The sequence below is a fragment of the Roseococcus thiosulfatophilus genome, assembly GCF_017311575.1.
Lineage (GTDB): Bacteria > Pseudomonadota > Alphaproteobacteria > Acetobacterales > Acetobacteraceae > Roseococcus > Roseococcus thiosulfatophilus.
Genome location: NZ_JAFFQY010000032.1, coordinates 1 through 7906 on the forward strand (window position 1 = coordinate 1; position 7906 = coordinate 7906).

A 7906-nucleotide genomic window follows, 5' to 3' on the forward strand; every position below is an offset into this window, starting at 1 on the left:
CCAGTTGGTGGAACGCACGCCGTGCGCGTGAGAAGACCGCAGGCAGGGTTTGGGACGGCCGTGCGGCTATGCTCGACGCGATTTACTACACTCCAAACTCTGACACTTGAGCCGACGGAACGAGCGCTCCAGCGGCGCTCGGCGCTGGCTCTAAACGGTGAAAGAGCGAAAGTCGGCCACGCTCTCGTTGCGGAATGGCCTAGCCTTCCAGGCCAGAAAGCTCCGCCACCAAGCGGCCCAGCGCGGCCAGGTCGTCCTTGCCCGCGCCCTGGTTCACCAGCAGTTCCAGCAGCGGCGCCGTCATCGCCGTGGCCGGGCCGAATACGCCATGGTCACGGATGGCGGCCGCCGCCAGCCGCATGTCCTTGCGCATCAGCTCCGCCCGGAAGCCCGGCGTGTAGTTGCCGGTGATGATGCGCTTGGCGTGGTTGCGCAGCACGAAGCTGTCCGCCGAGCCGCCGGACAGCGCCGTCCGCATCGTCTCCGGGTCCAGCCCCGCCTTGCGGCCCATGGCCAGCGCCTCGCTCACCGCCGTCAACGTCGCGCAGATGATGAGCTGGTTGGCCGATTTGCAGATCTGTCCCGCCCCGGACGGCCCCAGATGCGTGATGGTCCTGCCCACCGCCGCGAAATAGCTGGCGGCGCGCGCGAAGCCCGCCGCGTCGCCGCCCACCATGCAGGTCAGCGTGCCGTCAATGGCGCCCTGCGGCCCGCCGGAGACGGGGCTGTCCAGCAGCGTCACGCCGCGTTCGGCCAGCCGCGCCGCGAAGCCCTGCGTGGCCTGGGCGGAGATGGTGGAGAAATCAATCACCACGGAGCCCGAGGCCGCCCCCTCCGCGATGCCGCCCGGACCGAAGAGGGCCAGCTCCACATCCGGCGTGTCGGGCACGCAAAGGCCGATGATGGCGGCCCCCTTCGCGGCCGCCGCGCCCGTGTCGCACCATTGCGCGCCGGCCTCCTCCAGCGCCGCCGCCTTGCCGCGGCTGCGGCTTTGGATGGCGAGGTCGAAGCCCGCCTTCTTCAGATTGGCCGCCATGGCGGCCCCCATGATGCCCATGCCCACGAAGGCCACGCGGGCGGGCGGAGTGATGTCGGTCATGGCGTCTCTCCCGTGTTTGGAGCCGTCAGAGCGGCTCGCCCGCGCCCGTGCCCTCGATGGGCGTTGGCATGCACCATTCGGTGCCGCGCGGGGTGGTGACGTATTCGGGCCAGCGCAGATCCACCGGCGGCACGAAATCGGCCGGCAGCAAGGGCGGCACCCAGCCGGGCCCGCCCACGCCGCCGCCGCTGCGCTCGCGGAACTCGGCCTGGGCGGCGGCCAGCGTGTCGGGCTCGGTCGCCAGATCCACCAGCGTCAGCGCCATGGTCTTGGCGGCGACGAACATGCCGGGATCAATGGCGCCGGGCAGGCCGCTCAGCGCGTTGTAGGCCCAGGCCGGGTAGGCGTGGCCGCGCGAGGGCGGGCGCAGCCGCGGCCGCCCCGCCAGCAGCCGCACCGTGGGCGCGTGCCAGGAGAATTCCACGTAGTCATCCGCGCTGAGATGCTTCTGCCAGGAGGGCAGGCCCGCGCGCAGCCGGCTCTCGAAGACGTCGGGCGGCATCAGCGTGGAGGCTTCGGGGTTGAAGGGGTCCGCCATGGGCTCGACACCGAGGTTGCGCTGCATCTCGCGGCCGAATTCCAGCGCCGCCTCGCCATAGACCGGCGCGCCGACGGCCTGGAGGTTCTTCCAGGTCAGGTTCGTCAGCGCCGTGTTGGGCACGCCCACGCGCGTCTTGGTCACCCAGCGCACGAAGGCGCGGCAGCCGGTGCTGCCCGCCGCGTGGCGGGCGTTGTTGGCCAGCACGCGCCAGATCTGCTCCTGGATGCCGAGCGAGGAGGAGCGCCAGGAATACTGGATCTGCGCGAAGCGCGGCGGCAAATTGTCGGAGGTGGCGCCACCATCGCCGAGGACAAACTCGTTCAGCGTCCAGGACCCGGCATGCGGGAACATCGCCTCCTTGGTGTACTTGGTCGTGGTGTACATGAGGCACATGGCGTCGAGCGCGCCGGGGCAGCGCGCGGCGGCGTGCGCGCCCTCGATGGGCACCAGCGTGGGGTCGATCCAGGTCTCGGGGCTGTCGGCCTCGAAGGTGATGATGGCGCTCCAATAGGCGCCGAAATGCGTCTCGCTGGTGACCGTGTTGTAGGGCCAGGGGTGCCAGACCACGGCGGCATCCAGGCCATCATAATAGCCCTTCGCGGCGTGGATGGGCTTGGAGCCGCAGACCTTCTCCGCTGGTTCGCCGAACAGCTTCAGCGTGCCCGGGATGTTGTGCCGCGCCATCGCCTCCCGCGCGCCCAGCATGGCGGCCAGCGAGGCCGTGCCCAGCATGGAATGCGGATCCGTATGGCCGGCCGTGTAGGGGTGCAGCCCCTCGCGCGGGGCCTTGTACGGCACCACCTGCTGCGAATTGCCCGGCACCGCGTCATATTCGGAGAAGCCGGCCAGCACCGGCCCGCCATTGCCGTTCTTCCAGGTGGCGACGAAGGCGGTGGGCATGCCGCCCGAACCGGCCTCTACCTCGAAGCCCTCCGCGCGCAGCAATTCCACATAGTCGGCGGCCGAGCGGTATTCGCGCCAGGCGGGTTCCGCATGGTCCCAGATGCGGGAGCAGAAGGCGGAGAAGCGCGCCTCGTTCGCCGTGATGTAGTTCAGTGCCGTGTCGCGGGGGGTGCTCATGCGCGCCTCACATTCCAGAAGGTGGCGAAGCCGTCATTCACGCCGGTCAAGGTGCGGCGGAAGGCGGTGGGCTGGAGATATTGCCCGGTGGGGTAGTAGGGGACCTCGCGCATCGCCTCGAGCTGGATGTCGCGGCAGATGGCCTGCTGCGCGGCCTCGTCCGGGGCGGTGAACCAGTCCTGACGCAGCTGCTCGATGCGCGGCATGTTCGCCCAGCCGGCATAGCCCGCATCGCCATTGCCGCGCAGCGCGATATGCCCCGCGGGGTTCAGCCAATCCGTGCCGGCCCAGTTGGTGACGAAGGCGCTCCATCCGCCCTCGGCGACCGAGCCGCGGCGGTTGCGCCGCTGCAGCATGGCGTTGAACTCGACCGAATAGACCTCGACGTTCATGCCCGCGCGCTTGAACTGGTCCTCGACCACCGCGCCCACCGTGGCGTTGGGCAGCGAGGTGGAAGGGATCATCAGCAGCACCGTCTCGCCATTGTAGCCTGCGGCGCGCAGATCGGCGCGCACGCGGTCATAGTCGCGCGGGCCGGTCAGCGGTTCGAGGCCGGCCTCGGAGGCCATGGGCGTGCCCGGCGCGAAGAAGCCGAGCGGCACGTGGTAGAGGCTGCGGTCCTGCCCCACCAGCCCGTGCATGCAGGAGGCCTGGTCAATCGCGCCCCACAGCGCGCGGCGGATGGCCGGGTTGTTGAAGGGCGGCTGGATGTGGTTGACGCGCACCATGCTGACGAAGCCCGAGCGGTCCAGCACGCGCACCTCGACCTGGCGCGCGCGGCGCAGCATGGGCAGCATGTCGTGATAGGCGTATTCCTGCCAATCCTGCTCCCCCGCCATCAGCGCGTTGGTGGCGGTGGCGATGTCGGGCATGACGCGCCATTCCACGCGGTCGAAATGCACGACCTTCGGGCCCGCGGTCCAGGAGATGGCGCCGTCGCGGCGCGGCACATAGTGCTCGAACTTCGTGTAGACATATTGCGCGCCGGGCACGCGCTCATCCGCCTTGAAGCGGAAGGGGCCGCTGCCGATCAGCTCCGGCACCTGCTGGAAGGGGTCGGTGTTGGCCAGCCGCTCCGGCATCATGGCGCAGACCGGCACCGAGGCCTTGCCGAGCGCGATGGGCAGCAGCGGGAAGGGGCGCTTCAGGCGGAAGCGGATGGTGCGGTCATCGGGGGCCGACAGCTCATCCGTCGCGTCCAGCAGCGTGGCGCCGAAGGGGTCGCGCCGCGCCCAGCGGCGGATGCTGGCAACGCAGTCCCGCGCCAGCACGGGCGTGCCGTCGTGGAAGCGCAGCCCCTCGCGCAGGGTCAGGTTCCACAGCTTGCCGTCATTCTCGATGGTGTGGCCGTCCACCATCTGCGGCGTGGCCTGGTAGTTGCCGTCCATGCCGTAGAGCGTGTCGAAGACCATGTAGCCATGGTTGCGGCTGACATAGGCCGTGGTCGTGACGGGATCGAGCGTCACCAGGTCCTGCTGCGGGGTGAAGCGCAGCGTGGTGGCGGCCTGCGCGCGCAGGGCGGATGGCGCGGCAAGTCCGGCCATGGCGCCCGCGCCGAGCGCGGGCAGCAGGTGACGTCGGTGCATGATGTGGCACTCCGTGAAGTGGATCAGGTGCCGGTGGCTGCGCCGCTCCCGTGGCGTTTTCTCTTGTCCTGGGCAGGGTCCGGCGCGGCGCCCCGGGTGTCAACCCGCCGGCGCCGCGTGCGTGAGGGGGTCAGCCCTTCTTCGCGGCCTGGAACTCGGCGAAGAAGCCGGTGGGGCGGGCCAGGCGGTTTTCCATCTTCACCAGCACGCCGGCCTCGGCCATCGCCTTGAGGTAGGTGCCCCATTCCGGGTCGGCGGCCATGGCGTTGCGGCGCGCGTCACGGTCGGCCATGTCCTTGTAGCCCCAGATGTGGACCACGGTGTTCAGCTCGCCCTCGGCGGTGGCGTACCAGCCGAGGCAGTTCTCCAGATACTTCTTCTGCAGCGGCCAGGCCTTCTCCTCGTAAATCTTCACGAAGGCGGGCAGCTTGCCGGGGGCGGCGGTGTAGATGCGGATGTCGACCAGCATGCGGGCGTTCCTGTTTCAGGTTTCAGCCCGCGCATGATCGGGGTAAATCGGTTACCCCGCAAACCACGTCCAGTCCTGTCGCCCGGCCGTGGCATCCTTGGCCCATGAAACGCCTGAAGACGCGCAAGCCTGTGACGCCTCGCGCCACCGTATCGCAGCAGCGCCGCCGCCGCTCCCGCTTGCGCTGCATGGACTGCGGGGAGGCTGCCGTTTGGTACTACCTGCCCGCGGATGCCAAGGCGCAATATTGCGACGACTGTGTTCCGCGAGGCTGCGACTGTCGCATCCTTCCCGAGGATGACCACCTTCGCGTGGAGAGCACCCTCGAAACCAATGCGCAGGGCGAGATCATCTTCCGAAAGGTCTACCCGCCGGGCCGCGAACCGCGGCAGGAGACGGACGCCCTGGGGAGGCAGCTACCCTGCGTCGAGTACCTGTTCAACCCTGAGGGCTTCACCTGAGGAACCACCCGTCAGTTCGAAATCACCATCCGGTGGTCCGCCGCCAGCAGCGCGAAGCCGAAGCGCCGCACCTCCTCGGGCGGGATGGGGTTGCCGCCGATGCGGACCATCCGCAGCGCGGGGTTGGATTTCAGCGCGTCCGGCAGGGCGGTCAGGTTGTTGTCGCGCAGGTCCAGCTCGTGCAGGCGGCGGTCCGCCAGCACGGCGTCGGGGATGTGCCGCAGCCCGCGGCCGCGCAGATCCAGCACCAGTGGCGCGGAGGGGTCTGCCAGGAAGCCAGCCAGCGCGCGCAAATCCTCCGGCGGGCGGGCCATTGGTGCCGCGGGCGGGGCCATGAGTTGCGCCACCACCAGCAGCGCGGCGCCGAAGCCCCCCCACACCGGCACGCCCGCCAGCCGCGCGAAGCCGGCGCGCGGCGTCTCCCGCCGCCGCCAGGCGAGCCAGGCCAGCACCAGCGCCACCACGGGGAAAGCCGCCAGCACCGCCAGCCCGGCGCCGCGCAGCCAGGCGCCGTCCTCCATCACCTTGTGGCCGCTGGCCACCACGACGGCGACCGCGAAGGGCAGGGCCAGCACCGCCAGGATGACGGTGAAGCCCACCAGCACGCGAAGCAAAGATGTCATGCAGGCAATGTGTAGTCCTTGAAGCGCTTCTTCAACTCGGCCTTCCATAGCTTTCCGGTGGCGGTCAGCGGCAGGCTGTCCACGAACTCCACCCGGTCGGGCATCCACCACTTGGCCACCTTGCCCTCCAGCACGGCCAGCACGCTTTCGGCGGTGGGGTTGGTGCCGGGCTTGGGCACCACCACCAGCAGCGGCCGCTCATCCCATTTGGGGTGCGCGACGGGGATGGCGGCGGCGAGCTGCACCTCGGGGTGCGCCAGGGCCAGGTTCTCCAGCGTGATGGAGCTGATCCATTCGCCGCCGGATTTGATCACGTCCTTCGCCCGGTCCACGATCTCGATGGCGCCCAGCGCGTCGAGCGTCACCACGTCGCCGGTGGCGAACCAGCCATCGGCGCTGAAGGCGGGCTCGTTCTCGCGGTTGAAATAGGCGCTGGCCACCCAGGGGCCGCGCACCTCCAGCTCCCCGAAGGCCACCTCGTCCTGCGCGATGGGGTTGCCGCTCGCGTCCAGCACGCGGAAATCCACGCCATAGGGCGGGCGGCCCTGCTTGCGGCTATAGGCCAGCCAGCGCGCATCGTCCCAATCCGCCGTCTCGGCCTTGCGGACATTGGTGGAGCCGAGCGGGCTGATCTCCGTCATGCCCCAGGCGTGGACGATCTCCACGCCATAGTCGCGCAGGAAGCCCTCGGTGATGGGAACGGGCAGGGCGGTGCCGCCCACCACCAGGCGCGGCGGCTTGCTGAACTTCCGCGACGGGTCCGCGCGCAGCCATTGCAGCAGCATGGTCCAGATGGTCGGCACGCCGGCCGAGAAGGTGATGCCCTCGCCCTCGAACAGGGCAAACAGGCTGGCCGGGTCGAGGCGCGGCCCGGGCAGCACCATCGAGGCCCCCGTCATCGCCGCCGCATAGGGGATGGACCAGGCGTTCACGTGGAACATCGGCACCACCGGCATCACGACATCGCGCGCCGACATGCAGAAGATGTCCGGCGAGATCGCCGTCATGGCGTGCAGCACGGTCGAGCGGTGGGAATACAGCACGCCCTTCGGCATGCCCGTGGTGCCGGAGGTGTAGCAGAGCGAACAGGCCTCGCGCTCATCCAGTTCGGGCCATTCATAGGCGCCGTCCTCGGCCGCCATCAGCTCCGCCATGGAGAGCACCTCCACCGGGAAGTCCGGCTTTTCCGCCACCGGGCCCATCAGCACCACGGCGCGCAGGCAGGCGGGCAGCTTGTCGCGCACCGCCACCAGCGCGGGCAGCACCGAGGGATCCACGAAGATGTGCGTGTCCTGCGCGTCCTCCAGGATATAGGCGATCTGGTCCGGGAACAGGCGCGGGTTGACCGTGTGCATCACGGCCCCCATGCCCGAGACGCCGTAATACAGCGCCAGGTGCTCGCGCGAATTCCAGGCGAGGGTCGCGATGCGCTCGCCCGGCTGCACGCCACGCCGCGCCAGGGCCTGGGCCAGGCGCTTCGCGTCCGCCTCAGCCTCGGGCCAGGAGAAGCGCGTTACCGCCCCCTGCGGGTCCACCGAGACGAGCTTGCTGCCGCGGTGGTGCTTCGCCGCATGGCGCAGCAGCGACGAGACGAGAAGCGGGTGGTCCTGCATCAGGCCGCGCATGGATGAATCTCCCTGGGGGTTTATTTCCAGGGAGTATGCCGAGGCTTGGGGCGGCGCGCTACACGCCCAGCCGCCCCGCCTTCGCCGCCGCGTAGCGTTCGCCGATGCGGCCCCAATGCAGCACCTGCCACCAGGACTTGATGTATTCCTCGCGGCGGTTCTGGTAGCGCAGGTAGTAGGCGTGCTCCCAGAGGTCATTGCCCAGCAACACGCGTTCGCCCTGCATCAGCGGCGTGTCCTGGTTGGGCCTGCGCGTGATGGCGAGGCCGCCTTCGCGGTTCACCGTCACGAAGGCCCAGCCGGAGCCGAAGACGTCGCTGCTGGTGCCCTCGAACTGCTCGCGGAAGCGGTCCATGCTGCCGAAGTCCCGGTCTATGGCGGCGCGCAACTCGCCCTGCGGGCCGGCGCCGTCGCCGCCCATG

General features: G+C 69.7%; 8 protein-coding genes. 1 reads left to right on the forward strand and 7 read right to left on the reverse strand.

Annotated elements, in window-relative coordinates:
- Positions 1-199: 199 nt before the first annotated feature.
- From JTN19_RS11715 to JTN19_RS11730, 4 genes are all read right to left on the reverse strand, one after another.
- Positions 200-1099: an NAD(P)-dependent oxidoreductase gene (locus JTN19_RS11715; RefSeq protein WP_206932652.1), complete on the reverse strand. Its 900-nt coding sequence runs from the start codon at positions 1097-1099 to the stop codon at positions 200-202.
- Positions 1100-1124: 25 nt separating this feature from the next.
- Positions 1125-2720 carry a zinc-binding metallopeptidase family protein gene (locus JTN19_RS11720; RefSeq protein WP_206932654.1) on the reverse strand — a complete coding sequence of 532 codons (1596 nt, stop codon included), beginning with the start codon at positions 2718-2720 and terminating at the stop codon, positions 1125-1127.
- The gene (locus JTN19_RS11725) at positions 2717-4306 is read right to left on the reverse strand and encodes an ABC transporter substrate-binding protein (RefSeq protein ID WP_206932656.1); all 1590 of its coding nucleotides are present in this window, start codon (positions 4304-4306) and stop codon (positions 2717-2719) included. The genes JTN19_RS11720 and JTN19_RS11725 overlap by 4 nt, the downstream gene beginning before the upstream one ends.
- Before the next feature lie 130 nt (positions 4307-4436).
- Complete coding sequence (locus tag JTN19_RS11730; RefSeq protein ID WP_184386229.1) at positions 4437-4775, reverse strand: NIPSNAP family protein; 339 nt, start codon at positions 4773-4775, stop codon at positions 4437-4439.
- A gap of 104 nt (positions 4776-4879) precedes the next feature.
- Between JTN19_RS11730 and JTN19_RS11735 the strand changes: the two genes are divergently transcribed.
- Complete coding sequence (locus JTN19_RS11735) at positions 4880-5236, forward strand: hypothetical protein (protein WP_206932657.1); 357 nt, start codon at positions 4880-4882, stop codon at positions 5234-5236.
- A gap of 11 nt (positions 5237-5247) precedes the next feature.
- Here the strand turns inward: JTN19_RS11735 and JTN19_RS11740 are convergent, their stop codons facing one another.
- The 3 genes from JTN19_RS11740 to JTN19_RS11750 form a co-directional block, all read right to left on the reverse strand.
- On the reverse strand, positions 5248-5859 hold the full coding sequence (locus JTN19_RS11740; RefSeq protein ID WP_206932658.1) for a hypothetical protein: 612 nt from the start codon (positions 5857-5859) through the stop codon (positions 5248-5250).
- A complete protein-coding gene (locus JTN19_RS11745; RefSeq protein ID WP_206932659.1) occupies positions 5856-7484 on the reverse strand; it encodes a long-chain-fatty-acid--CoA ligase in 1629 nt (542 codons plus the stop codon). Before JTN19_RS11745 ends, JTN19_RS11740 begins: the two co-directional genes overlap by 4 nt.
- 58 nt (positions 7485-7542) lie before the next feature.
- Positions 7543-7906, reverse strand: a 364-nt coding sequence (locus JTN19_RS11750) for a superoxide dismutase (protein ID WP_206932660.1), incomplete at its 5' end; no start/stop codon positions are given.